The sequence below is a fragment of the Streptomyces lunalinharesii genome (assembly GCF_039532155.1).
Taxonomy (GTDB): domain Bacteria; phylum Actinomycetota; class Actinomycetes; order Streptomycetales; family Streptomycetaceae; genus Streptomyces; species Streptomyces lunalinharesii.
In genome coordinates, this window is record NZ_BAAARK010000014.1 from 1 (window position 1) to 24,279 (window position 24,279).

The following is a 24,279-nucleotide window of genomic DNA, read 5'->3' on the forward strand; positions in this document are numbered from 1 at the left end:
CGTCGGCTCCGTCGTCGCCTCCCTCGTCGCCTCCCTGCGCGCCCAGGGCGACGGCGGCCTGGACCACTCCGCCCTCCTGCGCGGCGTGGAACGCCTCTCCGGATACGACCTCAAGGGCTGAGACCCGATCATGGGGGCACGTCGCATTCCCGCCGTACGGGCGGCCGTTGAGATCATGCGGGACGAGGGCGTCGACACCGTCTTCGGTTGCCCCGGCCCCGCACTGCTGCCGCTGTACGCGGCGATGGAACGGACCGGTGGCCTCGCCCACCTGTCGGCGGGCCACGCCGAGGGCGCCACGCACATGGCCGACGGCTGGGCCCGGACGACCGGAAAGGTCGGCGTGGCCGCGGTGGCGGCCGGACCCGGAGCGGTCCGGTTGCTCAGCGGCCTGTACGCGGCGCAGCAGGACGCCGTCCCGCTGGTGTGCATCACCGGCCGGGAGGCGTCCGCGCCGCAGGCCCCCGCCCTGCCGCTGCGGCACGCGGGGTACCGACCGCCGGACCTGGTCCGGCTGGCCGGTGCCGTCACCAAGCGTGCCGAGCGGATCGAGGACCCCGCGCGGATCCCGGGCGCCTTCCGTGAGGCGTTCCGCATCGCGCGGGAGGGCCGGCCCGGCCCCGTACTGATCGACGTCCCGGCCGATCTGGCCGCGGCGGAGATCGTGTGCGGCCCGAGTCCGGTCCACCCCTCCGCTCCCGGTGCCGGCCCGGCCCTGGTGGACGGCGTCGGGTCCCCGGCGCCGGGAGCGGTGGTTCCCCTGGTCGTCCCGCCCGACCCGGCGGACGCCGGGACCCGCTGGGCCCTGGCGGAGCTGGCCGAGGTCTTCGCCGCCCGGCCGGCGGCGGACACCTACGTCGTCAGCGGTCTGCCGGAGGTCCGTGCGCCCGGCGACGACGCCGCGCAGCGGCACCGCGTGCCCCGTCGCAGCGGTCCGCCGGGCTGGGAGGTGCCGACCGCGATCGGGGTCCGCACGGCCCTGGACTCCCGGGGCGAGCGGTCGGCGGAGGTCGTGGTGGTCGTGGACGGCAGCGGCTTCCCGCTGACGGCCGGCGAGCTGGCCGCGGCGGCACAGTACGAAGTGCCGTTCGTGGTGGTGCTGCTCGGGGACCCCGCGGAGACCGATCCGTTCACCGACCCGGTGAAGCTCGCCGAGGCGTACGGCTGCGCGGGCCGGGACGTGGTGGACCCGGCGGAGTTCCGCTCGGCGGTCGAGTGGGCCCGCAAGGAGGCCGTCTCCACCCGCCGCCCGGTCCTGGTGGAGGTCCGCACCGCACGCGCGGCGGACGCGTACGACGGACTGCCGGTGGAGCCGGTGCCGACCCGCGCGTACGGGACCTGAGCCCGTCGCCGAAGGGTTCTCCCGGGCCCGCCGACAACAAGCTTCCGGGCGGTGGTCGCGCTGACACCTGTCCTGTCGCGCCCAGGCGCGGCCACCGTCCGGAATACCCACCCGTGAACACCACAGATAGTTTCAACAAACTGTTGACGTTTGGTCGGAGCGCTTTCTACGCTCCGACATGCGGAAGCCAACTTCCGCGCTCTCGTACGGAAGGTCACCATGTCGAAGCCCACGCTGACGACCGAGTCCGGCGCCCCGGTCGCCGACAACCAGAACTCCGCCACCGCCGGCGTCGGCGGCCCGATCATCCTCCAGGACCAGCACCTGCTGGAGAAGCTCGCGCGCTTCAACCGCGAGCGCATCCCGGAGCGCGTCGTCCACGCCCGTGGCTCCGGCGCGTACGGCTACTTCGAGGTGACCGACGACGTCACCGGCTTCACCCGGGCCGACTTCCTGGGCACCGTCGGCAAGCGGACCGAGCTCTTCATCCGCTTCTCGACCGTGGCCGACAGCCTCGGTGGCGCGGACGCCGTCCGGGACCCGCGCGGCTTCGCGCTGAAGTTCTACACCGAAGAGGGCAACTACGACCTCGTCGGCAACAACACCCCGGTGTTCTTCATCAAGGACCCGATCAAGTTCCCCGACTTCATCCACTCGCAGAAGCGCGACCCGTTCACGGGCAAGCAGGAGGCGGACAACGTCTGGGACTTCTGGGCGCACGCCCCCGAGGCCACCCACCAGGTCACCTGGCTCATGGGCGACCGCGGCATCCCGGCCTCCTACCGCCACATGAACGGCTACGGCTCCCACACCTACCAGTGGACCAACGCCGAGGGCGAGGCGTTCTTCGTCAAGTACCACTTCAAGACGAACCAGGGCGTCCGCAGCCTCTCCGCCGACCAGGGCGCCGACCTCGTCGGCAAGGACGCCAACAGCCACCAGACCGACCTGCTGCAGTCCATCGAGCGGGGCGTGTACCCCTCCTGGACCCTGTACGTGCAGGTCATGCCGGCGGCCGAGGCGGCCAACTACCGCTTCAACCCGTTCGACCTGACGAAGGTGTGGCCGCACTCGGACTACCCGCTGCAGCGGGTCGGCCGGATGGTCCTGGACCGCAACCCCGACAACGTCTTCGCCGAGGTCGAGCAGTCCGCGTTCTCGCCGAACAACTTCGTTCCCGGCATCGGCCCGTCCCCGGACAAGATGCTCCAGGGCCGGCTGTTCGCCTACGCGGACGCGCACCGCTACCGCCTGGGCGTGAACCACACCCAGCTCGCGGTCAACGCCCCCAAGGCGACCACCGTCAACAACTACGGCCGGGACGGCCTCATGGCGTCGAACGGCTACGACCGCCAGGCCAAGAACTACGAGCCCAACTCGTACGCCGGCCCGGTCCAGACCGACCAGCCGCTGTCGGCCCCGCTGGCCGTCTCCGGCTACGTCGGCACCCACGAGGCCCCGGCGCACACCAAGGACGACGACTTCTTCCAGGCCGGTGAGCTCTACCGCCTGATGTCCGAGGACGAGAAGAAGCGCCTGGTGGAGAACATCGCCGGCGGTCTCTCCCAGGTCAGCCGCGACGACGTGATCGAGAAGAACCTCGCGCACTTCCACGCCGCCGACCAGGACTACGGCAAGCGCGTCGAGGCGCGCGTCCGCGAGCTGCGCGAGGACTGACGGGAGGTCAGTCACCTTGCGCACCCGTACCGGTCGGCCCGTTGAGGGGTGGTCGGCCGGTACGGGGAAGTAGCGCGGAGCTCCGCGGGATCCCGGGGAGATTCCAGTGCGGTGGCAGGCTCGCCCGTCAAGGAGGGCGAGCCGCCTCCCCGCCGCGGAGCCCGCCTGCTGCCCCGCACCACCCACCCCTCCCCCAGACTCCGTCCGACGGTGCGGGGGTATCTCCCGGCAGTAGCCGGGGGAAGTCCCGTCGCGCCCACTCCCGCACTGTCGGACGGGAACCACTCACAGGGCCCGGAATTCCGTACGGTCACGGATTCCGGGCCCTGTGGCGTTCCCGCGCCCCCCGTGCTCCCCTCCGCCGCCTCCCAACGTGACCTCTCGGCGCATTCTCGCCCCCGAGGGGCCCCCGGGGCGAGACCATGGACGGCAAGCAGAGCCGACCGACAGCCTGCCCGACCTGCCTGGAGCCGACCATGGCCGACAGCGTGCCGGTGCGGTGCCCTACGTGCCGCCGCGAGAACGCCTTCACCCCGCCGACCTTCCCCTGCGCCTGCGGCGCCCCGCTGACCCTGCCGGTGCTGCGCGGTGGCGTGCCGGTCGAGATACTGCACCGCACCTGGGAAGCGTCCTGGGTGGACGTGCGGTGCGAGGTCTGCGGGCGCCAGGACGCCTGGCCGGCGCCGGAGAGCGGGTGCGCCTGCGGCACGGTCGTGCGGGTACCGGTCACCCCGACGCCCACCGCACCGCTCCCGTCCGAGCTGCCCGGCGCGGCCCCCACCACCGCGCGCCCGCCCGCGTCGGCCCCGGTTCCACCGGCCCGCCCCCGACCGGCCACCGGTCCGCCGCCGCAGCGCCCGGCGTTCCGCCCGGTGACGATCCGGACCGCGCGGGACTGCATCACCGCGGCCGCGCAGTACCTGAAGTGGCTGGGCTTCACCGACGTCGCCCGCGCCCAGGAGCGGACCGCCGCCGGCGTCGACCTGCGCGGCAGCGGCGTGGTCGCCCAGGTCGATCCGACGACGCGGGCCACCACCCTGCGCGAGATCGAGTGCGTCTGGCTCAACGGCCTGGTGGACTCCGCGGTCGCGGTCTTCTTCTCCCTGGCCGGCTACGCCCGCGACGCCCGCTCCCGCGCCGACGAACTGCACGTCCCGCTGTTCGTCATGGACCTCACCGGCACCCCGCAGCCGGTCAACGACGCGGCCGACGAACTGATCACCCAGGGCGCCCGGCCGCCGGGCTGAGCCCACCGCGGCGCCCCCGCGGCGGAAACCCGTTCGCCCCGCGCGCCGCGACCCGCGACACTGGCCTCATGATCATCCGTGTTCCGGACCCCGCCGACCTGCCGGCCCTGCGCGCCCTCGAACGCGCCGCCGGGGAGCCGTTCCGCGCGCTCGGCATGGCGCGGATCGCGGACGACGAACCGCCGCCGGTGGAACTGCTGGCGCAGTACCGGCGGGCCGGCCGGGCCCTCGCCGCCTACGACGGTGCGCGGCCGGACGAGGCGCCGTGCGGCTACCTCCTCTGGGACCCGGTCGACGGCTGCTGCCACGTCGAGCAGGTCTCCGTGCACCCCGGGCGGGCCCGGCGCGGCATCGGCCGGGCGTTGATCGACCGGGCCGAACGGGACGGCGCCCGGCCCGCGCTGACCCTGACCACCTTCGCCGACGTCCCCTGGAACGCCCCGTACTACGCCCGGCTCGGGTTCCGCCGGCTCGCCGACGCCGCGCTGACGCCGGGGCTGCGGGCGATCCGCGCCCACGAGGCGGAGCTGGGTCTGGATCGCTGGCCGCGGGTCTGCATGCGCCGGGAAGCGGTCCCACCGGCCTGATGTGACGCACCGTCAGCGATGTCGGCGGCTGGGGCCATAATGTGCCGGTGATCGATGCGAAAGCGCTCCGCGCCGCCTGCCTGGGGTTCAACGGCGCCACCGAGGAGAACCCCTTCCCCCGGCACCCCGAGGTCTGCACGTTCAAGGTCGGGGGCAAGGTCTTCGCGCTGACGTCACTGGACGCGGCGCCGCTGACCGTCAGCCTCAAGTGCGACCCGGAGCTGGCCCAGCGGCTGCGGGCGGCGCACCCCGAGGTGATCCCCGGCTACCACCTCAACAAGCGGCACTGGAACACCGTTTCACTGACCGGAGCCCTCCCGGACCGGATGGTGCGGGAGCTGATCGAGGACTCCTACGACCTGGTCGTCGCCTCGCTCCCGCGCGCCCAGCGGCTGCTGTTGGACTGGCCGGGCGAGCGGCATTGACCGGGCCGCGCGGGGCCGGCGCGCGACGCGGCCCCCCGCGCTCACTCCTCCCACCGGGACCGGTCCGGCGCACCCACCCGCGGGAGCGGGCGGCCGCGCCGAGCCGGTCAGAGGCGACCGCGGGGCACCGCTGCCGACGGTCCGTCAGACCTGGGGCGGCAGGACGGCGCGGATGCCGCCCTGTGCGGTGGCCTGGGCGACGGTGTCGTAGCCGCCGTTCACCGCACCGTTGCCGGCGTACTCGGCGGTGTAGCCGCCGCTGAGCACCTCGGCGCCCGAGCGCGGCTGCTCGGCGTCACAGGACGCCCGACCGGCGACGTCCGTCTTCGCCACGCACAGCACCTTGCCGGTGGTGTCCTTGAAGGTGATGGTGGCGTTCCAGATCGCGTCCTGCGGGCCGGCGGCACGGGCCCGCACCAGGGTGGCGTGCAGTCCGATGACCTTCAGCGGCTTGGTGGACAGGGTGGCCTTGCCGGCGGTCAGCCGGGTCGCCATCTCGGGCACCGTGGCGGCCGGTTCGCACAGCCCCCGGTTCCAGTCGAAGAGACCGCCGGGCGCGCAGGTCGCGTGCCCGTCCTGGGCCGCCACCCGGTGCGTGACCGGGTCGCAGCGGTAGAAGCTGGCGGCACTGTCGGCGTCGACCACGGTCGGCGCCACGGTCGCCGCGTCCTCGCCGCTCGCGCAGCCGGCGGTGAGCACCTCGCGGGTGGGACCGCCCGGACTGCCGGGCTGGACGACGTCGGCGTAGGCGGGGGCGGCGAAGCTCCCCAGGGCGGCGGCCACGGCGGCGGCAGTGGTCGCCCAACGAGCGATACGGGTCATGAATGTCCCCTCTTGACGGGAATCCCGCGGGATTCCCGTCCTGGTGAACGGCCTTGAAGTTTGGCCTGGTTGACGGCCTTTCACCCCTCCCCGGAACCGGGAACGGGCCAGGTCAGGACCCTATCGGCCGGTCCGGCCCGGAACGACGGCGGCCCGGCCACCGCGAGGCGGCGGCCGGGTCCGGACGAACTGCCCGTGCGGCACGGGGTGTTGGGCCCCGCACCGCTCAACGCGTCACACCGTGTCCAGGGTGTCCTCCCGGGCCGGCTCGGCGGCGTTTTCCGGCGCCGCCGGCGGGGCGAGCGTCCCCCACTTCGCCGCGAGCCGTTCCCGCAGTTCGACCTTGCGGACCTTGCCGCTGACGGTCATCGGGAAGGCGTCGGTGATCTCCAGATAGCGCGGCACCTTGTAGTGCGCCAACCGGGAACGGCAGTAGCGGGCCAGTTCGTCGCGGGTGAGGGGGTCGGCGGGGTCGCGGAGGATGACGCAGGCCGCGATCTCCTCCCCGTACTTCTCGTCCGGGACGCCGACGACCTGCACGTCGGCGATCTTGGGGTGGGAGTAGAGGAACTCCTCGATCTCCCGCGGGTAGACGTTCTCCCCGCCCCTGATGATCATGTCCTTGCTCCGGCCGACGATCCGGACGTAGCCGTCGTCGTTCATCACCGCCAGGTCCCCGGTGTGCATCCAGCGCGCCCGGTCGATGACCTCGGCGGTGCGCTCGGGGTCCTCCCAGTAGCCGAGCATCACGCCGTAGCCGCGGGTGCACAGCTCGCCCGGGGTGCCGCGGGGCACCGTCGCCCCGCTCGCCGGGTCGACGACCTTGACCTCGATGTGCGGCAGCACCCGGCCGACGGTCGCGGTGCGGTGGACGAGGTCGTCGTCCCGACGGGTCTGGGTGGAGACCGGGGAGGTCTCGGTCATGCCGTAACAGATCGACACCTCGGCCATGTGCATCTCGGAGACCACCCGCTTCATCACCTCCTCCGGACAGGGCGAGCCGGCCATGATGCCGGTGCGCAGCGAGGAGAGGTCGTAGTCGGCGAAGTCCGGCAGGTTCAGCTCGGCGATGAACATGGTGGGCACGCCGTAGAGCGAGGTGCAGCGCTCGTCCTGGACGGCGCGGAGGGTGGCGGCCGGCTCGAAGGAGGGCGCCGGGATGACGATGCAGGCCCCGTGCGTGGTGATGCCGAGGTTGCCCATCACCATCCCGAAGCAGTGGTAGAAGGGCACCGGCAGGCAGACCCGGTCGTGCTCGGTGTAGCCGAGCGTCTCGGCGACCCAGTAGCCGTTGTTGAGGATGTTGTGGTGCGAGAGGGTCGCACCCTTGGGGAAGCCGGTGGTGCCCGAGGTGTACTGGATGTTGACCGGGTCGTCGGCGGTCAGCGCCTTCTCGCAGGCGACGAGCCGGGTCTGCGGCACCGCCGCACCCGCGGCCAGCAGCCCGCCCCAGGTCGGGTCGCCGAGGTAGACCACGTCGCGCAGCGCCGGGCAGTCGGCGCGCACCTGCTCGATCATCCGTCGGTAGTCGCTGGTCTTGTGCGTGACGGCGGAGACCAGCACGGTCACGCCGGCCTGCCGCAGGACGTACGCCAGCTCGTGGACCCGGTAGGCCGGGTTGACGTTGACCAGGATCGCGCCGATCCGGGCGGTGGCGTACTGGACGAGGACCCACTCGGCGCAGTTCGGCGCCCAGATGCCGACCCGGTCGCCCTTGCCGACGCCCTTGGCGAGCAGCCCGAGCGCCACCTCGTCGATCGCGCGGCCCAGTTCGGCGTAGGTCCAGCGGCGGCCGCCGGCCACCTCGACCAGCGCCTCGCGGTCGCCGTGGCGGGCGATGGTACGGGCCAGGTCTGCGCCGATGGTCCGGCCGAGCAGCGGCCGGTCCGCCGCCCCGCTCGCGTACGACAGCTCGATGTCCGACCGACCGGTCACCGGTGGCTCCCCTCCCCGTACGCGGCACCGCCGCCGCCCTGCCCGGTCCGCTCGCGCACAACGCCGCGGCGGATCGAGCCCGAGCCGGTCGTCGGCGACTCGCCGCACCCCACCCACCGGCCGCGCTCGTCCAAAGCGCCCTCCAGGGGCGTGCCCGCCCCTCCACCCGCCGAGGGTGCCTGCCCCAGCGCATGCACCAACACCTTCATCGGCTGCTCCCCAATCCCGTCGTGGGCCATCGCGGTCATCCACCCGCAAGATTGCCCGCCGGCGCGGAAAATCCACCCCCGCGAACAACCCTGTACGTGCCGCGTACAGCATGGCGTCGAACGCCCCCGGAGCACCCTCGGCTCGCCTACCCGTTCCCCACCCGAAGAGGGATACGGGCACAGCCGAAAACGGGTCTCGGTGCCCGGACCAGTGGCCCGGGCACCGAGACCCGTTGCGGTGACCCGCGTGGCTAGCGACCACCGCCACAGAAGGTGCCCATGGGGCTGATCTGTGCGCCCGGGTTTCCCCGACCGTTGAGGGCGTTGCCCAGCAGACCGTTGAGGATCCCGACCTGGCCGAGAATGTCGACATTCAGGTCCTGGCCGTCGCACCCCCAGCCGCCCCTTTCCTCGGCGGCATTGGCGGTGCCGGCGCCGGCACCGAGAAAGGCGACGCTACCGAGAACGGCGGCCACGACAGCAGCCTTGCGAAGCTTCCGCATTTCTCCTCCTTGGTTCGAGTGAAGCGAGCATCAAAGATCCACATCGCGCTGATATCGGAGATTAATCTGATTAACTGCATATCGCTCATCGACGCTGGCATCCGGGGCCCGGCACCGCCCGCGGCGCCGCGCTCCGCGGGGCAAAGAGCGCAGCCCACGGGGGTGGGACGACGGCGGGGAGCCCGTTTCACGATTGCAGTAGCCGCAGGTGACGCCTCGTCGGCTCCGCCCGCCGAACGCCCCGGCCCGTCGCGGCGCCCTCCCGAGCCCGCACCGACCGCTCCACTGCCGCACCGTCAGGAACACCGAGCGGACGGGCCGTTCCCACCCCTCACTCGTATGCCGCGCGACCGCCCGCCCGAGGCCACCGGCCTCACGTCACCGGCCCGACGTCACCGGTCCGACGCTGCGGGCGGCGGCAGGCGGCGGACCGCGACCACCGCGGCATCGTCGGTGAGGCGGCCACCGGTGTGGGCGAGGAGGTCCTCCCGCAGCCGGCGGAGCACGCACCGGGGGCTGCTGCCGCTCCAGGCACCGGCCCGTTCGGTCAACGGATAGAAGTCACCGGCCGCGTTGCGCGCCTCGATCACCCCGTCCGTGTAGAGGAGCAGCAGGTCACCGGGGAGGAACGGGAAGGTGTCGACGTCGTAGTCCTGCGGGCCGTCGAAGGTCCCCAGCCCGATGGGCAGGGCGCAGCGCCCGGGGGCGAGGCTGTGGGCCCGGCCGTCCCGCAGCAGCAGCGCGGGCGGGTGCCCACAGCTGATCGCACTCAGCTCGGGACGCCCGTCGGGAACGTCGAAGAGCGCGACCGTCGCGAACAGCTCCGCGGCGTCGGAGTCGGCATCGGCATCGGCCGGTGCGGTACCCGACGTGGGGTCGGTGGCCGGCCGCGCGGGAGCCGTGTCCCACTGACTGGTGTCCCAGCGGACCGCGCCGTCCAGATGGCGGGCGAGCCGGGGCAACGTGGCCTGCCGGTGCGCCGCCGCACGGAACGCACCGAGGATCAGCGCCGCGTGACTGTACGCCGGGAGCCCCTTGCCGCGGACGTCCCCGACGATCAACCGGGTACTGGTGGCCGTCCGCACCGCGGCGAACAGGTCACCCCCCATCTCGGACTCCTCCTCCGCCGCCACGTACAGCGAGGCGAACTCCAAGTCCCCGCTGCGCGCCGGCAACGGCCGCAGCAGCACCTGCTGCGCCACCGCGGCCACCGAACGGCTCCGCGACAGCCGCCGCTCATTGCGCTCCCGCACCACCGTGAACAGGAACACCAAGCCCGACACCACGATCAGGGCGCTGATCTGCGCGGCGAAGTTTCCCGTGCCCAGGACTCCCTGGCCCGCGGCGACGCCGAACTCGGCCGCCACCGCCAGGCCGCCCATGAGTGCGGTCGGGCCGGGTCCGGCGAAGGCGGCGGTGAGGGCGGGGGCGGCGACCAGCAGCGGCCTGAGGTGGACTTCCGCCGGGGAAAGGGCATCCGCCACCAGAACCGCGGCGATCAGCCCGAGCGGAACCAGCATCAGCCCGCGCCATGCGTCAGGTCGTCGGTGCAATCGCGTCAGCCGTCGCATGGGCATACCCCATGCTCCCATTCGCCCGGACGATATCCGCGACACCACAAGGACGTCCCCCACCGGCCCCGGACACGGAACTCCCAACAATTCCGCCCCACCACCACACCACGCCCACCACAACAGGGGGAATTCCTCGACGAGTTGCCAAAGAACACCGCACGAAAACCCGCGCCGAGCCGGCGCCGCACCCTCCGCTCCCCCGCCCAACCCGCCCGCCCACGGCCAGGGCCGCGAGCACCTCCGTGGCTTAGGATGACGACGTTCTTTCAGGTGGGAGAACAGCGACGGTCAGCGTGTTGTCAGCCCTTCCACGCTGACCGTCGCCTCCCCTGGCCACGCTCCCCGACCGCTACGTCTCCGGGCCGGCCCCCTCTCCGCTCCCCTCCCCGCGCCGAATGCCACGACTTCGGACAGTCGTATAAACCATTCGCCCCACCCCTGCGGTACGAGAACGCCTCGCCGCGCGAAGGCAAGGGCGCCACCGCCGCAAAGCTCGTACACCGGTGGGCAAATGGGTGACCGTGCATTGATTCCCGTTACCGGGGACGCGGATTCGCCGTTCCTCGCTGGGAGAGAACAGCGAATGGACCTCGTGGATCTGCCGGCCGGGACGGCCCTTTCCTCCCCGGTGGCGGGCGTTCCGCGGAATCGACGTCGACGGGCGTCCCGCGCGAGTCGAAGGAGCGGCGATGGATCGGGCCATCGACTCCGTGACCGCGCGGGCGACTTCACGATCGGCGTGGCCGCGGTCCATCAGGTGGCTCCCACCGTGGATTCACGCAGGGCACGCACACGTCGAATCCCGGGGAATTCCCGTTCGCGGACTCAACACAGCGATAAATAATCAGATTTCCATACAGGCAATGAAGGGCCGAGGGTTCCATGCGCAAGCTTCAGCAGATCGCGCTGGTCGTCGCAGCGGCTGGCGGTCTGTCCACCATCGGCGCCGGCGCCAGCCAGGCCGCGCCGGCCGGGTACAACGGCGCCGCGACGCCCACCGCTCCCCAACCGGACAGCCCCCAGGCCGCCGCCTGGACCGCCTCGGGCGCCACCTCCCACACCTACGGGACGCACGGCGGCCCGCAGCAGGCGGCCCCGCAGCTGGCCGCGCCGCAGCAGCCCGCCGGTCCGCAGGCCGGCCCGCAGGTGTCGCCGCAGCTCAACCCGCAGCTCAACCCGCAGCTTTCGCCGCAGGTGGCGCGACTGCTGCCGCAGTCCGGACCGCAGGACCAGAACAACCTCTTCCGCCCGTACCAGGAGTGCAGCCCGCAGTCGTTGCTCGACGCCAACGTGCCGATCGGTCTGCTGGCCACGCCTGAGACCCACGGCTTCTCCTGCACCCAGAACAACACTCAGGCCAACGCCTTCGCGACCGCCAGGTAGGGAGGCCGCAGCGGCCGTGCCGCCGTGGGCCCTTCGGGGGAATTCCCTCGAAGGGCCTTCGTGAACGACCAGCCGCCCGCCCCCACTCCGCACCACCCACAAAGAGGCAACACCGCGCGCACTTCGGCCCGTTCCCGCTCAACCCCGGTCCTTAACTGCTCAGGTTCCGGGGCAACTTCCGTTTTTTCTGTCGCATAATCCGGCGCGTCGCTCAAGGTCGATTGGTATTTCGTATTAGCCTTCCCAACTGTACGAAGTCGGTACATCGCAGATCACATCTGCAGATTGCAGTCCACATCGGCTCAAACTTCCGGAGAAGAAATGCGCAAGCTTCACAAGGCCGCGGTCGTGGCTGCCGCTCTCGGTAGCATCAGCTTCCTCGGCGCCGGCAACGCGTTTGCCCTCGGCGGCCAGGGCGGCGGCCAGTTCGACATCAAGCAGGGTTCCCAGTGCCGGTCGCACGACCTGAACGTGGATGTCCTCGGCGAGGTCGGCATCCTCAACGGCCTGCTGGGCAACGCGCTCAACGGCGAGGGCTCGCCGGGCGCGCAGTCGACTCACCTGGGCTCGACCATGGGCTGCAACAACAGCGCACTCTGAGCCACTAGGAACCACGCAGGTCACCCATAGGGTTCTCGACGCCGAGCCGCAAGGCCGGCGTCGAGAACCTTTTTTTGCGTTCTCTTTCACGGCCGCACCGTCCCGCCCGTCCAGTAATTACCGATAAACATACCGATGTTGCCGAGTGCGTGGCTCGCTGCCGAGCCGGTTCGCCGTTCCGGCACAGCGCGGGCACTCCAATTGATGCACACCGGCGGGCAAATGGGTGACCATCCTTTGATTCCCGTTACTGTCAGCGGCAATTCGCCGTTCCTCGCTGGGAGAGAACAGCGAATGGACCCATGGGCCGCCGACCAGGACCTCTTCGTCCGGGCTCCGGGGCGGCCTGCGGCAACCATGTCGACGAGGTTGTCCGACGCGATGCGGAGGAGAGGTGACGGGCTGCGCCGCCGCTACCGAAGGCCGTTGGAGGGCCTGACGACGGGCGTTGCCGCGGTCCGACGGACGGCTTCCGTCCTGGACTTGCACGTGGTGCGCAAGGCGTGAAGTCCGGGATTACCTCTGTTCGCACACTCACGACAGCGATAAGTAATCAGTTTTCCATACAGGTAATGAAGGGCCGAGGGTTCCATGCGCAAGCTTCATCAGATCGCGCTCGTCGTCGCAGCGGCTGGCGGTCTGTCCACCATCGGCGCCGGCGTGAGTTATGCCGATGCTCCGGCCGGGTACAACGGCGCCACCACGCCCACCGCTCCGCAAGCCCCGGCTCCGCAGCAGTACGCCCCCGCACCCCAGCAGTACGCCCCCCAACCCGCGCCGCAGTACGCCCAGCAGCCGGCCCCCCAGGCACCGGCTCCGCAGCAGTACGCCCCCGCACCGCAGCAGGCGGCCCCGCAACCCGCGCCGCAACCCGCGCCGCAGTACGCCCAGCAGCCGGCTCCGCAGCAGTACGCCCCCGCACCCCAGCAGTACGCCCCCCAACCCGCGCCGCAGTACGCCCCGCAGCCGGCCCCCCAGGCACCCGCCTCGCAGCAGTACGGACCGCAGTTCGGTGGCCCGCACGCCAGCGCGTGGGCCACGTCGCGCGGTGCCGCGGAGGCTTCCACCTCCCCGGGCGGCCCGCAGTCCGCACCGCAGGCGGCTCCCCAGGCCGCACCGCAAGCCGCCCCGCAGGTCGCGCCCCAGGCAGCGCCCCAGGTGACGCCGCAGGTCGCGCCGCAGGTCGCCGTTCCGCAGGTCTTCTCGCCGCAACCCGCGCCGCAGGTCAACCCGCAGATCAACCCCCAGGTCAACCCGCTGGTCAACCCGCTGGTTTCGCCGGACGTCCCGCAGGTGAACCCGGTCGGGCTCGGGCGACTGGCAGCCCCTCCGCTGGGTGCGCTCGACCTGCCCCGCATGGCCTGATCCACCAGGACCACCACAAGGCGCTTCCCCTTCCGGGCCACCGGCGTCGGGGCGCGGCACCTCCCGTGCGGCCCCGGCATCGGCCGAAGCCGCCCAGTCAACACCTCACAACCGCTCGATCACCGGAGAAGAAATGCGCAAGTTCCACAAGGCCGCCATCGTGGCTGCCGCCCTCGGCAGCGTCGGCGCCTTCAGCGCAGGCACCGCCCACGCCCACGGCGAGCCGGGGCACGACATCGGCCTCGGGCAGGGCACCGAGTGCCGGTCGCACGACATGAACGTCGACGTCCTCGGCGCCGCCGGCATCCTCAACGGCACCCTGGGCAACGCCCTCAACGGCGAGGGCTCGCCCGGTTCGCAGCCGACCCACATGGGCGCGAACCTGAAGTGCGACAACAACGCCTTCTGACGCCCGCTCCCCCGCGCTGGAACTGATCCGGTCCCGGCACCGAGCCACCCACTCGGTTCCGGGGCCTTTGGTTTGCGCGGAACCGCCCGCATCCCGCACGCGACGCATGGCCGGACCTCAGGCAACTCGGTCCGGCCATGCGCCGTTTGACGGGGTGTGCCGTGTCGTCACCCCTCGTTCGGGCGGAGCGGGAAGCAGACCGCCCTCCAACCGGCTCGACGCCGGCGCTCGCGCGCCGGCCGCCGCACCCCGGCTCCTCGCAGCGGCTCAGTCCATCGGGGCCATCTGGTCGCCGGCAGGCACCGGCGCCGAGTTGTTGCACGTGATGGCCGGACCGACCTGCGTGGTCCCGGGGTTGAGCAGTCCGTGGGCCGGAAGGGTCACCGGCGATGTCGGCACGCAGCTCTGCTGCTGGTTGAGGGTATAACTGCCGTCCTCGTTGGTACCGGTGGTCCGCTGGAGGCAGGTGACGTTGCCTTGGATGTCACGGGTGCAGAGCCCGGTGGCATCGGCGTGCGCCTGGGGAGCCACGAGGCCGGCCGCGGTGAGGCCGCCCATCAGTGCCACGACGACTGCGGTCTTCTTCCGACTGAACATGGACTGCGTTCCTTTGTGATCGAGGCCAGGGCGCGGTGCACCGCGAACGGGCCCGCGCCCGGCCCTGGGATGCCGGAAGGGGTCCGGCGCCCGGACCCGTGGGCCGGCCGCCGGACCCCTTCTCTGCTACTTGCCGAGGGCGCTGTTGTTGCAGCCGATCCCCGAGCCGATCGGGGTGGCCTGGGCGCCGGCCGAGCCCTCTCCGTTGAGTGCGTTGGCCAGCACTCCGTTGAGGATGCCGACCTCGCCGAGGACGTCGACGTTCAGGTCGTGGGTCCGGCACTGGGAACCCTGGCCGATACCCGCGCCCGAACCACCCATGGCGTACGAGGTGCCGGCACCGAAGAAGCCAACGCTGCCCAGCGCGACGGCCACGACAGCAACCTTGTGAAGCTTGCGCATTTCTTCTCCATGTGAGCGGAAACGATCGGTTACCGATCGACTTCGTGCAGTTGCTGATAGTTAATACGAAAGACTCACAGTTGCTGGGCGACGCGCCGGATGGTACGACCCGATGGAGCGGACTTGGCCCTTGCAACCATGGCAAGTTCCGGCCCACTTGGGCATTCAACGGGCCGAGCCGTACGCGAGCTCCTCGCAGCGAATCACCCGTTCGGCCGCACCGGCCCGAAGCAATTGTTCCGCCACAAGCGAGCGGGCCCCTCGGGAAGCATTTCCCGAAGGGCCCGCGAGCGATGCCGGGCGCGATCGCCCGACGCGCCTTACTTGGTGAAAGCGTGGTTGAACTGACCGCAGGTGGTGCCCAAGGTCTCGGGAACGGCGAGCACGCCGACCGGGAGATTGGCCTCGGCAAAGGTCTGCGGGCTGCACTCCTGGTACGGACGGAAGAGATCGTTCTTGTGCATCCTGCCGCCATCGTGGGCGTAGGCGGTGCCAATTCCGGCACCGGCGGCCGACAGACCGCCGGCCGCAGCGGCGACGATCATGACCTGGTGAAGCTTGCGCATGGAACCCTCGACCCTTCGTACCTCTACTTAAGCCCTAATTGCTGGCTGTGACTGCGCGCACACTAGCAGTCGCCAATCTGGGGGTTCCACTCCGTTGCGCGCCCTGTGTCGAAAGACGAGAAAAGGCGACAGAAACCGCTCTGAGCTGCGAGTTTCCCGCACTCCGGGCCGCCTTTATGGAACCCCGATAGTCACACCGGCGGGCTAATCAAGCATCTCGACCGCGCCCCGCTTCACATGACCGCCGACCCTGCGGGCGCGATCTTTTGGCATGCGCCGAGGGCGGTGACACTCACGGCAAACGGGTGAGTATCGAGCCGCTCCCGTGCCCCTATTGGGGGCCCACCTCGTTCACCTTCCGCAGAGCACAGAAGAAGGGTTCGCCAGGCAATGCCGAGCAGGCCGTCACGCGAATCGACAGCCGGGTTGCCATTGCATCGCTTCGACCTCAATTCGCTTGCCAAACAAGCTCGTTGAGCACCTCCGGGCAATCGCCCGGAATGCCGCACGGGAGTTCGCCGCTCGCCATCCGGGACGGCGGAGCACGCCGGGTTCGACGCGTCACGGACGTAAGGGAGAGTTCCTCCTGTTGCGGGAACGACACGGAAAGTGTAGAGGGCGAAATCCACGATTGATTACGTTGAGTGTGCATATCCTCACACTTAGTAGTCGCGGCATCATCCCCGTCCCCGCAACCAAGGATCAAGGGTTCCATGCGCAAACTTGAGAGAGTCGCCATCGTCGTCGCAGCCATCGGCTGCCTCGCCACCGCCGGTGCCGGAGTCAGCTTCGCTGACGGGTACGGCCCGCAGGCCAACGCCTGGGCCGTCTCGGCCGCCGGGGCCTCTTCGTCCGGCGGCGAGCGCGGTGACCAGGAGGCCGCCCCCCAGGCGACCGCCCCGCAGGCCGCCCCGCAGGCTCCGGCTCCGCAGGCCGCCCCGCAGCCGGTCCAGCAGGCCCCTGCCCCGCAGGCCGCCCCGCTGGCTCCGGTGCAGCAGGCTCCGGTCCAGCAGGCCCCTGCCCCGCAGATCGCCCCCCAGGCCCCGGTGCAGCAGATGCCGGTGCAGCAGGCGCCCGCGCCGCAGATCGCCCCCCAGGCGACCGTCCAGCAGGCACCCGTCCAGCAGTCCGCCGAGAAGCGTCACGAGGACGTGAAGATCGGTCAGCACACCATGTGCCGGTCGCACGACATGAACCTCAACGTCCTCGGCCAGGTCGGGCTGTTGAACGGCGTGTTGGGCAACGCGCTCAACGGTGAGGGTTCCCCCGGCAAGCAGGGCACCCACCAGGGCTCGCGGATGGGCTGCAACAACTCCGCCCTCAACAAGTAACACCTCGGGGTTCTGGTGTCCGGCCCACGGGCCCGGGCACCAGAACCCCTTTCGGCATGTCCAGGGCCCGGGCGCGGGCCCGTTCGCGGTGCACCGCGCCCGGCCTCGATCACAAAGGAACGCAGTCCATGTTCAGTCGGAAGAAGATCGCAACCATCGTGGCACTGATGGGCGGCCTCACCACGGCCGGCCTCGTGGCTCCCCAGGCGCACGCCACGGACGGCGCCGAGTGCAGCCGCGGCGCCGCCGGCGACAGAACCTGCGTCCACAAGAACGAGGGGACCTACCGCACCAAGGACGGCGACCGCGTCGTCATCCGGCAGATGCAGCGTTGCTCGACGGCCGCCCGGCAGCGCGTGGTGTGGCCCGAGACCGGCCTGGCGAGCCGGGAGCACACGGACATCGGTCCGCGGATGAACTGCTCCAACCACTTCGTGCTGCCCAAGGGGTTCGAGCGGCCGCGTGCCGACTTCTAACGGCGCACGCGGTCGTTGACCGGGTGGCGGCGAGCCCGCACCCGGTGACGACCCAAGCGGGGTCGGAACGCCGCTCGGCGACCGGCCCCGCTTCTGCGTGTCGCTGCCGTCCGTCCATCCGCCCCCGCCGGCTCGCCGCCTCTCGTCCGGGAGGCGGCGGACGCCGCGGGGCGTTCGGCACGCAACGGCCGGGCTTCCGGGGCCCGTTGGACGGGCGGTGTCCGATGTTGCCGGAGCCGCCGACCGCAGCGGTGCCCGGACGCACGAAGAGGGGTCCCGGCGTCCGCGTGGACGCCGGGACCCCTCTTCGTTCCGGTTACTTGCCGAATGCGTCGTTGCTGCAGCCCATCGACGAACCCATGTGGGTGCTCTGCGCGCCGGGCGAGCCCTCGCCACCGAGGAGGTTGCCGCCCAGGCCGTTGGCGATCCCGACTTCGCCGAGGACGTCGACGTTGGTGTCGTGCGACCGACACGAGGCGCTCTGCTTGATGTCGAAGCGGGCCTTGCCGCCGCCCTCCCCTCCATCGGCGTTGGCGGTGCTGGCGCCGAGGAAACCGACGCTACCGAGGACAGCAGCCACGACAACGGCCTTGTGAAGCTTGCGCATTTCTTCTCCGGTGAATTGAGCGGTTGAGGTCGTCAGGTAACGACTTCGTACAGTTGGTGAGGCTAATAGGAAATGTGCGTGAAGTCGTTGAACGACGCGCCGGATTGTATGATCGAGATTTCTTGATTTCCTTGGCACGCACCGAATTTGCGGCACCGAGGACCTTCGGGCGAAGTGGCCGCCGGCCGGAAATTCCCCTGTTCAGCCGAATTACCTCGGGCAAGTCCTCCGCGCCGCAACGTCTTCCGGTTTTCTGCGATGCACTGCTGCCAGGGTGGCCGGTGCCAGTTGCACGTCACCACCACGAATGGAGCAGGAGCCGCTATGCGCCGTGCCCTTGCCGCCCTATTGGGGGCCCTCGCCCTCGCCGGGGCCCTTTCCGCACCCGCCCACGCCGACGGGACCGGTCCGAGCGTCACCGGAGTCCTCGGCGACCCCCTGAAGGTCGCCAGCGACATCGGCCCGCTGCACGTGGGCCGATTGCCGCTGCTCAACCGGAACTGACCCGTCCCGAACCGGCCAGGGCGCCCTGAGAAGCCCCGTGAAACCGGCGGGAATCGGGACACGCCGGCTCAGGGCGCCCCGCCGTCCGGTGCCGTCGCGACGGCCGCGTCGAGCTGCGCTCCGCGGCCCGCGGACGCCGGACCACCGGCCACCCGCCCCACGCGACTTTTGTGATTCCAGGTTTTCCACGAGTTCGCCGCTATTGCCGCGAGCACTTTTTCGCGATTATTTTTCGGTGACCCACTCATCATGCGAAATGCATTGGCATACAAAAATATCTACCTGCACATTCCACCGAGTAGGCATACGCAGCAAGCTGAAAGAGTGATCGAAATGATGCATTCGGATCTTTCTGCGTTCAGCGTCGTTGTGTGGTGTGCGGTCCGCGGATGTGACCGCACTGTCAAGGAGGAGTCTCGTGATCAAAAAGGTCATTGCCGCTTCGGTTGCCACGGGCGGTCTGCTGCTCGCAGGAGCGGGAGCGTCCGCGGCCGACGCCGGATCCCATGGCACCGCTGCCGGATCTCCGGGCGTACTTTCCGGCAATCAGATCCAGGTGCCCGTTCACATCCCGGTCAATGTGTGCGGCAACACGGTGGATGTGGTCGGAGCGCTCAACCCCGCCTTCGGCAACCGTTGCGCCAACGTGTCGAAAGTCCACGTGCGGCACCACCAGCACAGGATGCAGGAGAGCAAGCCGCAGGTGCACCACGAGGCCCCCGTGGCCCGGCGTCACCTGCCGGCCGCGCCGGTCGCCGCGCCTGAGCACCGGCAGCACCGCAACGTTCCGGTTCGCCCGCAGCTGGCGAAGACCGGTGGGGCGGAGACCGGCCTGGCCATCGCGACCAGCGCCGGACTGCTGATGGGTGGCGTCCTGCTGTACCGCCGGGGTCGTCGCACCGCTCACCACTGAGCGGGAAACGGCGGGGCGGCGCGCGTCCGGGAACCGGGACGCGCGCTTCGCGCCCGAACGTTTCGAAGTTCGCACCGCAGCCCGGGTCTTCGCGGCCCGGGCTACGGCTGGTGCTCCTCGGCAGTTCACCGCCGACGGTGGTGAACTGCCGGTCGGGGGCCCCGGGCCCCCGGAGCGGTGCACTGACCGGGCGTCAGTTGACGCCCCGGTCGAGTCCGGCCCAGTAGGGCCGGCGCAGCTTGAACTTCTGGATCTTGCCGGTGGCGGTGCGCGGAATGGCGTCCCGGAACTCCACCGAGGTCGGGGCCTTGTAGCCGGCCAGATGCTGCTTGCAGTGGGCGATGATGTCGGCCTCCGCCGCCGTCGCCCCTTCGGCGAGGACGACCAGGGCCTTGATCGTCTCGCCCCACTTCTCGTGCGGTACGCCGATGACCGCGACCTCGGCGACGGCCGGGTGGCTGAAGATGGTGTCCTCCACCTCGATGGACGACACGTTCTCGCCGCCGGTGATGATGACGTCCTTCTTCCGGTCGGAGATCGTCAGGTGGCTGTCGGCCTCGTCGAAGGTGCCGCCGTCGCCGGTGTGGAACCAGCCGTCCGCCAGCGCCTGGGCGGTCTCCTCCGGCTTCTCCCAGTACCCCTTGAGCACCGTGTTCGAGCGGGCCAGGACCTCGCCGGCGTCCGAGAGCGCGAGCGTGACGCCCAGGGCGGGCAGGCCCGCGCGGGAGAGCTTGCGGGCCCGCTCCTCGGCGGGGAGGTCGAGGTCGGCGGGGCGGGTGCGGTTGAAGGTGAGGAACGGCGAGGTCTCGGTGAGGCCGTAGAGCTGGGTGAACTCCCAGCCCAGTTCCTCCTCCACGCGCTGGATGGTCCGGCTGGGCGGCGGGGCACCGGCGCACACGATGCGGACCCGGTCCCGGCCGGGGACGGCGCCCTCCCAGGTCGCCGCCGCGTCCAGCACCATGTTCCAGACCGTCGGGGCGCCGCACATGAGGGTGACGCCGTGTTCCTCGACGCGGCGGAGGATCTCGGTGCCGTCGACCTTGCGCAGCACCACCTGCTTGGCGCCCAGGCCGGCCATCACGTAGGGCATGCCCCAGCCGTTGCAGTGGAACATCGGCAGCGTGTGCAGGTAGACGTCGCGCTCCCAGGCGCGGGTGTGCAGGCCGAAGGTCATGCCGTTCACCCAGATGTTGCGGTGGGTCAGTTCCACGCCCTTGGGGCGGGCGGTGGTGCCCGAGGTGTAGTTGATCGTCGCGGTGGCGTCCTCGTCCGGGCGCGACCACGGGCGCGGTGCCACGCCGAACCGCATCAGCTCGGTCTCGGTCTGCTCGCCGAGGACGAAGCGGTGGCGCGCCGTGACGTGGGCGAGGGCCCCGTCCAGTTCCGGGTCGACGAGGAGGACCGTGGCGCCGCTCTGCTCGACCACGTAGGCGACTTCCTCGGGCTTGAGGCGGAAGTTCACCGGGACGCAGATCCGGCCGCTCATCGGGACCGCGAACAGCAGTTCCAGCAGTCGGGCGGAGTTGTGGCTGGCCACCGCGACGCGTTCGCCCTCGCCGACGCCGAGGGCGTCCAGGCCCGCCTGCCAGGCGCGGACGCGTTCGGCGAACCGTCCGTAGGTGGAGGTGGGCACCGGCGGAGCGGGCTGCTGCGGCTCGTCGATCACGCCCGGGCCGGTGCGGAACCCCAACTCGGCCCGGTCGAGGAAGTCCGCGATCGTCATCGGTGTCCGCATGCTCTCTCCTGTGCTCGGTCTGCCCGGTGCGAGGACGCCCGCGAGGGCGTCCGGAAGGTGGCATGGAGTCTGGCAGTTGAGACCCCCATCAGGGGTTCAAGCAGCGGTTTTGCGTCAGCAACGGTCATTTTTGGCGGCCGCTGGGGGCGGGGCGGGCGACGCCGGACCGGCGGGCCGGGCGGTCAGTGGGGGACGGCCGGTGCGCCGCTCTCCCCCGCCGCCGCGCAGGCCCGCAGCAACGCCTCGACGCCGTCGGGCGGATTGGCGCGGCGGACCACCAGGGAGGTGGTCAACTCCATGCCCGGGTTGCGGAACGGCAGGTAGCGCACGCCGGGCGCGGACAGCCGGCGGGCGTAGGTGTCGTAGACGACGGTCCACAGCCCCGCGGCCGTGGCGCCGGCGCCGATCGCGGCCAAGGTGGCCTCCAGCGAGCGGTGCCGGGGGCCCGGCAGGGGCGTGAATCCGACGTCGTGGCAGGCGGCGGTGACCAGGTCGACCAGCGGCGGGTTGGCGTCGCGGTCGGTGAGGACCAGGGGCACGCCGGCGAGTTCGGCGAGGCTGATGGTGCCCGGCGAGGCGGCCAGCGGGTGGCGGGCGGGGACGGCGGCGACCAGGGCGTCCTGCCAGAGGGGGACGTGGCGGAGCCCGTCCCGGGCGGGTCCGGGAGCCGGGCCGCGGACGAGGGCGGCGTCCAGGGCTCCGGACGCGACCAGCGCCGGCCGCTCCGGGGCCGGTGCGGTGACCGGCTCGACGGCGAAGTGCGGGGCGATCCGGGCGAGCGCGTCCAGCACCCGCTCCAGGTGCCCGGCCAGGCCCGGGCTGGTGCCCAGGCGCAGGGTGCGGGGCGGGGCGCCTGGTGGCGCGGCGACGGTGCGGTGCGCGAGCACGGCGCGGGCGCGTTCCTCGGCGGCGAGCAGCATCCGGGCCTCCGGGAGGAACCGGTCGCCGGCGGCGGTCAGCCGCGGCCCCGGTAGGGCGGGGTCGAACAACGCGGTCCGCAGCTCGCGTTCCAGCTCGCGGATGCGGTGCGCCACGGCCGACCGCGGCAGGCCCAGGCGCTCGGCGGCCCGCCTGAGGTGTCCCTCCTCCGCGACCACGACGAAACAGTGCACCTGTTGGAGTTCCACGCGCGCCCCTCCCCGGCCCCTCGGGCCACGGCCCCCCGTAGGCCACCGGCGTCAACGGCGTCGCCCGCGAGTCAATTCCCTTGCCGCGCCTGCCGCGACCCGGCCATCATCCACCCATGATCGATGCCAGCGCACTCGCCGCGAAGCCCGTCCTCGAAGGCGACCGGATACGGCTGCTGCCGCTCGCCGATCGACACGCGGACGCCTTCCACGCCGCCTTCCAAGATCCGGAGACCAGGCGGCTGACCGGCACCCACCGCGACTGGAGCCGGGCGGAGATCGGGGCGTGGGTCGCCACCTGCGCGCAGCGCACCGACCGGCTGGATCTGGCCATCGAGGACCGGGAGACCGGCGACTACCTGGGCGACCTGGCGCTGAGCCAGATCGATCAGGACAACGCCCACGGCGCGTTCCGGATCGCCCTGGTGCCCGGCGCCACCGGCCGCGGCCTGGGCCCGGAGGCGATCCGGCTGCTGCTCGGCCACGCCTTCGACCGCGTGGGCCTGCACCGCGTCCAGTTGGAGGTCTTCACCTACAACGAGCGGGCCCGGCGCGCCTACGAGGCGTGCGGTTTCGTGCTGGAGGGCCGGCTGCGCGAGGCCCTGTACTGGGACGGGGCCCGGCACGACGTGCTGCTGATGGCGGCGCTCCGGCCGGCGCGGTAGTTGCGGCGGGCGGCTCAGTAGTCCTCCGCGGTGAACGGCAGCCGCTCGGTCTCCCACGCGGCGTCCAGGCGGCGGACCGCGCCCGGGGTGCGTTCGGTGACCAACCCCGCCTGGACGAGCCGGCGCAACGGCATCCCGCCCAGGTAGCAGGCGCCCAACTCCCGTACGTCCAGGGCGATGTCGGCGGTGTCGGTGGTCGGCGTCCAGGAGGCGGCGGTGCCGGGCCGGCCGACGGTCAGTCGGAAGCGTCCGTCGTTGGCGGGCAGGGCGGCGTCGCGGACGTCGAGGACGACGTCCACCGGGGCGGCCCAGGAGCGGGCGGTCAGGGCGGCGCCCACGTCCACCAGCCGCAGCCACAGGCACGGTTCCTGTCGGGTGACCCGTACCTGGTCGCGGTCGGCGGCGAACTGCAGCAGGGGGTCGTCGACGGGCCGGGCAAAGGCGTGGACGGTGCTGGTCAGGTCGATGCCGGCGAGGTAGGTCCACAGTGCGGCGGCGGCCGGGGCGGAGGCGGCGGCCAGTTCCTGGACGTCGACCGCGCCGGGGGCGTGGCCGTCGGCGCCGCGGGTGCGGTACAGGGCGTAGCCGCCGGGGTGCTCGCCGGCGGCGCCCAGCACCACCACCCGGAGGGGGCCGTAGTCGTCCTCGTCGTCGTCGGCGTCCTCCAGGCCGAGCACGTGCCGGCGCCACCATGCGGCGTCGCGGCTGAACCGCCCGGCGCCGGCGCTCAGTTGCTCCTCGTGGAACGCGCCGAGTACGGCCGGGGCGTCGGCCGGGTCCAGCAGTCGCAGCGGGCGGTCGTCGGGCGCGATGCGGAGCCGCAGGGGGCGGCCGGAGTCGATTTCCAGGCGGTACGCCTCGGTGGCGGCGCCGAAGCCGAACCGGCCGTAGATCGCGCTCTCCGAGGCCCAGAGGCAGGCCAGCGGGAGCCGTTCGGCCGCGCAGTGCCGCCAGAATTCGGCGAGCAGTTCCCGCAGGGCGCCGCGCCGCCGGTGGGTGGCCGCGACGCAGACGAAGTCCAGTGCGGCGACCGGGAGTTGGCCGCCCGGCACGGCGATCCGGAGGCGGTGGGCGGCGGCCATGCCGGCCAGTGTGCGGTCGTCGTAGGCACCGATCCGGAGCGCGCCGCGCAGCACCTCGCTCTGCTGGGCGCGGCCCTTGCCGTCGAGCTTCAGGTGGAAGGCGAGGGCGGTGAGGTCGACGGCCTGGTCGAGGTCGGCGTCCGGGATGGTGCGGACGGTCAGGTCGGTGCGGTGGCTCGTGGTCACACGGGCGACG

At 71.5% G+C, this 24,279-nt stretch carries 24 protein-coding genes and 2 pseudogenes; 15 read left to right on the forward strand and 11 right to left on the reverse strand.

From position 1 onward, the window contains the following. The 6 genes and pseudogenes from ABD385_RS21420 to ABD385_RS21445 all read left to right on the forward strand — a co-directional run. Nucleotides 1-121, forward strand: a pseudogene (locus ABD385_RS21420) (2-hydroxy-3-oxopropionate reductase); the annotation flags it as partial. A 9-nt stretch (nt 122-130) separates the two neighbouring features. Further along, nucleotides 131-1,342 carry a thiamine pyrophosphate-binding protein gene (locus tag ABD385_RS21425; RefSeq protein ID WP_344578541.1) on the forward strand — a complete coding sequence of 404 codons (1,212 nt, stop codon included), beginning with the start codon at nt 131-133 and terminating at the stop codon, nt 1,340-1,342. Between the two features lie 219 nt (nt 1,343-1,561). Beyond that, the gene (locus ABD385_RS21430; protein WP_344578543.1) at nt 1,562-3,019 is read left to right on the forward strand and encodes a catalase; all 1,458 of its coding nucleotides are present in this window, start codon (nt 1,562-1,564) and stop codon (nt 3,017-3,019) included. A gap of 476 nt (nt 3,020-3,495) precedes the next feature. Continuing rightward, nucleotides 3,496-4,266, forward strand: coding sequence for a hypothetical protein (locus ABD385_RS21435; protein WP_344578859.1), 771 nt, complete (start codon nt 3,496-3,498; stop codon nt 4,264-4,266). 68 nt (nt 4,267-4,334) lie between these two features. Continuing rightward, nucleotides 4,335-4,853: a GNAT family N-acetyltransferase gene (locus ABD385_RS21440; RefSeq protein WP_344578545.1), complete on the forward strand. Its 519-nt coding sequence runs from the start codon at nt 4,335-4,337 to the stop codon at nt 4,851-4,853. A gap of 47 nt (nt 4,854-4,900) precedes the next feature. Then, a complete protein-coding gene (locus ABD385_RS21445; protein ID WP_344578547.1) occupies nt 4,901-5,278 on the forward strand; it encodes an MmcQ/YjbR family DNA-binding protein in 378 nt (125 codons plus the stop codon). A 144-nt stretch (nt 5,279-5,422) separates the two neighbouring features. Here ABD385_RS21445 and ABD385_RS21450 read toward each other — a convergent pair whose 3' ends face one another. The 4 genes from ABD385_RS21450 to ABD385_RS21465 form a co-directional block, all read right to left on the reverse strand. Beyond that, nucleotides 5,423-6,100 carry a hypothetical protein gene (locus ABD385_RS21450; protein ID WP_344578548.1) on the reverse strand — a complete coding sequence of 226 codons (678 nt, stop codon included), beginning with the start codon at nt 6,098-6,100 and terminating at the stop codon, nt 5,423-5,425. A 234-nt stretch (nt 6,101-6,334) separates the two neighbouring features. Beyond that, a complete protein-coding gene (locus ABD385_RS21455) occupies nt 6,335-8,035 on the reverse strand; it encodes an AMP-binding protein (RefSeq protein ID WP_344578549.1) in 1,701 nt (566 codons plus the stop codon). Between the two features lie 460 nt (nt 8,036-8,495). Then, nucleotides 8,496-8,747, reverse strand: coding sequence for a hypothetical protein (locus tag ABD385_RS21460; RefSeq protein WP_344578552.1), 252 nt, complete (start codon nt 8,745-8,747; stop codon nt 8,496-8,498). Between the two features lie 392 nt (nt 8,748-9,139). Further along, nucleotides 9,140-10,267: a PP2C family protein-serine/threonine phosphatase gene (locus tag ABD385_RS21465; RefSeq protein WP_344578554.1), complete on the reverse strand. Its 1,128-nt coding sequence runs from the start codon at nt 10,265-10,267 to the stop codon at nt 9,140-9,142. A 936-nt stretch (nt 10,268-11,203) separates the two neighbouring features. Here ABD385_RS21465 and ABD385_RS21470 point away from each other — a divergent pair. From ABD385_RS21470 to ABD385_RS21485, 4 genes are all read left to right on the forward strand, one after another. Continuing rightward, nucleotides 11,204-11,704 (forward strand): hypothetical protein, encoded by a 501-nt coding sequence (locus tag ABD385_RS21470; RefSeq protein WP_344578557.1) that lies wholly within the window; start codon nt 11,204-11,206, stop codon nt 11,702-11,704. A 321-nt stretch (nt 11,705-12,025) separates the two neighbouring features. After that, nucleotides 12,026-12,304: a hypothetical protein gene (locus ABD385_RS21475; RefSeq protein WP_344578558.1), complete on the forward strand. Its 279-nt coding sequence runs from the start codon at nt 12,026-12,028 to the stop codon at nt 12,302-12,304. Between the two features lie 591 nt (nt 12,305-12,895). Next, nucleotides 12,896-13,669, forward strand: a complete 774-nt coding sequence (locus tag ABD385_RS21480) for a hypothetical protein (RefSeq protein ID WP_344578559.1) — start codon at nt 12,896-12,898, stop codon at nt 13,667-13,669. 133 nt (nt 13,670-13,802) lie between these two features. Next, on the forward strand, nt 13,803-14,078 hold the full coding sequence (locus ABD385_RS21485) for a hypothetical protein (protein WP_344578560.1): 276 nt from the start codon (nt 13,803-13,805) through the stop codon (nt 14,076-14,078). A gap of 267 nt (nt 14,079-14,345) precedes the next feature. Here ABD385_RS21485 and ABD385_RS21490 read toward each other — a convergent pair whose 3' ends face one another. The 3 genes from ABD385_RS21490 to ABD385_RS21500 all read right to left on the reverse strand — a co-directional run bounded on the left by ABD385_RS21490 (nt 14,346) and on the right by ABD385_RS21500 (nt 15,643). Next, complete coding sequence (locus tag ABD385_RS21490) at nt 14,346-14,675, reverse strand: hypothetical protein (RefSeq protein WP_344578561.1); 330 nt, start codon at nt 14,673-14,675, stop codon at nt 14,346-14,348. A 126-nt stretch (nt 14,676-14,801) separates the two neighbouring features. Then, the gene (locus tag ABD385_RS21495) at nt 14,802-15,077 is read right to left on the reverse strand and encodes a hypothetical protein (RefSeq protein WP_344578564.1); all 276 of its coding nucleotides are present in this window, start codon (nt 15,075-15,077) and stop codon (nt 14,802-14,804) included. 320 nt (nt 15,078-15,397) lie between these two features. After that, nucleotides 15,398-15,643, reverse strand: coding sequence for a hypothetical protein (locus ABD385_RS21500; RefSeq protein ID WP_344578566.1), 246 nt, complete (start codon nt 15,641-15,643; stop codon nt 15,398-15,400). Between the two features lie 713 nt (nt 15,644-16,356). On the opposite strand from ABD385_RS21500, the gene ABD385_RS21505 reads away from it, so the two are divergent. Both ABD385_RS21505 and ABD385_RS21510 read left to right on the forward strand, forming a co-directional pair. After that, nucleotides 16,357-16,974, forward strand: coding sequence for a hypothetical protein (locus ABD385_RS21505; RefSeq protein WP_344578875.1), 618 nt, complete (start codon nt 16,357-16,359; stop codon nt 16,972-16,974). Between the two features lie 128 nt (nt 16,975-17,102). Further along, nucleotides 17,103-17,450, forward strand: coding sequence for a hypothetical protein (locus ABD385_RS21510; protein WP_344578568.1), 348 nt, complete (start codon nt 17,103-17,105; stop codon nt 17,448-17,450). 316 nt (nt 17,451-17,766) lie between these two features. On the opposite strand, the gene ABD385_RS21515 is transcribed toward ABD385_RS21510, so the two are convergent. After that, the gene (locus ABD385_RS21515; RefSeq protein ID WP_344578570.1) at nt 17,767-18,057 is read right to left on the reverse strand and encodes a hypothetical protein; all 291 of its coding nucleotides are present in this window, start codon (nt 18,055-18,057) and stop codon (nt 17,767-17,769) included. 324 nt (nt 18,058-18,381) lie between these two features. Between ABD385_RS21515 and ABD385_RS21520 the strand changes: the two genes are divergently transcribed. After that, entirely contained in the window at nt 18,382-18,561 is a 180-nt protein-coding gene (locus tag ABD385_RS21520; RefSeq protein ID WP_344578573.1) for a hypothetical protein, read from the forward strand. Nucleotides 18,562-18,979: 418 nt separating this feature from the next. Further along, nucleotides 18,980-19,207 (forward strand): annotated as a pseudogene (locus ABD385_RS21525) (chaplin); the annotation flags it as partial. 460 nt (nt 19,208-19,667) lie between these two features. Here the strand turns inward: ABD385_RS21525 and ABD385_RS21530 are convergent. After that, nucleotides 19,668-21,209: an AMP-binding protein gene (locus tag ABD385_RS21530; RefSeq protein WP_344578575.1), complete on the reverse strand. Its 1,542-nt coding sequence runs from the start codon at nt 21,207-21,209 to the stop codon at nt 19,668-19,670. A 182-nt stretch (nt 21,210-21,391) separates the two neighbouring features. Further along, nucleotides 21,392-22,336, reverse strand: coding sequence for a LysR family transcriptional regulator (locus tag ABD385_RS21535; protein ID WP_344578578.1), 945 nt, complete (start codon nt 22,334-22,336; stop codon nt 21,392-21,394). A 116-nt stretch (nt 22,337-22,452) separates the two neighbouring features. On the opposite strand from ABD385_RS21535, the gene ABD385_RS21540 reads away from it, so the two are divergent. Beyond that, nucleotides 22,453-23,001 carry a GNAT family N-acetyltransferase gene (locus tag ABD385_RS21540; RefSeq protein WP_344578579.1) on the forward strand — a complete coding sequence of 183 codons (549 nt, stop codon included), beginning with the start codon at nt 22,453-22,455 and terminating at the stop codon, nt 22,999-23,001. A gap of 14 nt (nt 23,002-23,015) precedes the next feature. On the opposite strand, the gene ABD385_RS21545 is transcribed toward ABD385_RS21540, so the two are convergent. After that, nucleotides 23,016-24,269, reverse strand: a complete 1,254-nt coding sequence (locus ABD385_RS21545; protein ID WP_344578580.1) for a GNAT family N-acetyltransferase — start codon at nt 24,267-24,269, stop codon at nt 23,016-23,018. Nucleotides 24,270-24,279 lie beyond the last annotated feature (10 nt).